This window comes from Pseudarthrobacter sp. rb (assembly GCF_056389225.1).
Genome location: NZ_JBWJAR010000050.1, coordinates 1 through 1,831, shown reverse-complemented (window position 1 = coordinate 1,831; position 1,831 = coordinate 1). Strand labels below are relative to the sequence as shown.

The following is a 1,831-nucleotide window of genomic DNA, read 5'->3' as shown; positions in this document are numbered from 1 at the left end:
CTAGGAGACTGCTGAACTAAGTGCTTTGTAGGGCTGGTCCGTGGCGTTCGCTGTCGGGCCAGCCCTTCCTTTTGTGGGTTGGGGTTTCTGGGGTTGAAGTGTTTTGGGGTGGTTCCGGGCTTTTGGTGCCTGTGGCCGGGTAGTGGGTGTTGTTTTGGCTGGCTGTGAGAGGCCTGGTCCTGGTTTCCGGTTCAAGCGATGGCCCAGGACCCCTGTTCGCTGGTGAGTCCGAGCTTCAGGAGGCGGCGGAGGTTCAGTCCGGCGATCCGTAGCTGGAGCCAGGCGTTGTTCCGGTTGATGCTGCGATGGGGAACGCGTCGGTTGCCGCGGGTGAGCCATGCGATGGACCGCTCGACCATGGGCCGGTGGGTGCGGTAGTCGTCCTGGAAGGCCGGGTTCTTGGCGCGTTGGCGGTGTTGCCGTTGCAGCGCGTCATGTTCGTGGAGAACGATTTTGCGTCCTCGCGGTGAGGCGGTGCATCGGTGCCGGAGGGGGCAGCCTGTGCAGGCGGCGCCGAACGTGACCCGTCGTTTGGTGGTGATGTTGCGGGTGAGTCCGTGCGGGCAGGTCATGGTGCCGGCTGCTTCGTCGACGGTGAAGTCATCGAGGGTGAATCCGCCTTCGACTGCTGGGCGGAGGGGCCAGGGTTTGATCACCGGGGTGTGGCCGGTGCGGGCGAGGGCGGCGAGCATGTCCCCCGTGCCGTAGGCCGAGTCGGCCAGGACGTCCAGGCTGGTGCCGGCGATCGTGGAATCCATGCCGATCAGCCGGGCACCGACGGCCCCGTCGCTGTTTTCCGGGCCGGAGGCCTTGGTCAGTTCCGCGGCGGTGATCAGCCCGGTGTCGGGTTCGATCACGATGTGGGCCTTGTATCCGTCCTGCTGCCGGGACTGTGTCTTGTGCGCGTGCCGGGTGTCGGGGTCAACGGTGGAGATCATCCGGTCCGGGGCGACCTTCCGGGCGATCCGCCATCGCCCGTCGGTCCCGTCGGAGTCCTCGGCCGGTTCCACGTCCTGCCCGGCGACCAGGGCCAGCAGAGCGTAGGCATCAGCAGCCTTTCCGTCCAGCGTTTCGGGATCGACCGCGGCCAGCAACGCCAGGGCGTCGGTGACCAGCGCGGAGATCAGCCCGTCTTTGGCGTCCTGGTCATCCCAGGCGATGTCCGGCTTGCCCGTGCGGATGTAGTCATAGCCCGTGGCGTGGGCGGTCACGAGTTCTTGTCCGCCCGGGATGTCCCGGCCGAAGCGGCGGACCGCGGCGATCAGCTGCGTGATCGTGTCCTGCCTCGCGACCGCGTCGTCCAGGACCGTTGAATCCACCGCTCTGCGGCGCTTGCCCGTCAAAGCCCCGGTTTCCGCGACGACTTTGGCGATGGCTTCCATGATCCGGTGCGGATCCGACGAGGCGGCCAGCCGCTTTCGCCAGTACGTCAGCGTGCTCGGATGGAACGCGGTATCGGTCAGCCCGTAGCCGCAAGCGGCCTTCCACCTCAGATCGAAGGTCAGTGCATCGGCTGTTTCCCGGTCAGAGAGGCCCTGCAATGCCTGCAGCACCAGCACCGACCCGATGACCGGCGCCGGAACCGACGGCCTGCCCCGCCGCGACGGAAACAGATCCGCCATCATCGAATCCGGAAACAACCGCCCCCGATGTTTGGCCAGAAAAGCGAAAACACTGCCCGGAGCCAACAACTCCCCGGCCAGTGCCTCCACATCCAAATACCCGCACTGCGCGTCCTCGCGTCCCTGCATATGACAAGTCTTAACCACCAGACCCACCAGTCCAGTCGACGCGCCCCACATCCGCCGATTAGTTCAGCAGTCTCCTAGGG

Annotated in this window: 1 protein-coding gene; it reads right to left on the bottom strand. The window is 65.9% G+C overall.

Annotated features, from left to right (window positions below; genetic code table 11):
- Nucleotides 1–191: 191 nt before the first annotated feature.
- Nucleotides 192–1,751 carry an IS1182 family transposase gene (locus tag ACWRN3_RS22805; RefSeq protein ID WP_476742022.1) on the bottom strand — a complete coding sequence of 520 codons (1,560 nt, stop codon included), beginning with the start codon at nt 1,749–1,751 and terminating at the stop codon, nt 192–194.
- Between the last annotated feature and the right edge of the window lie 80 nt (nt 1,752–1,831).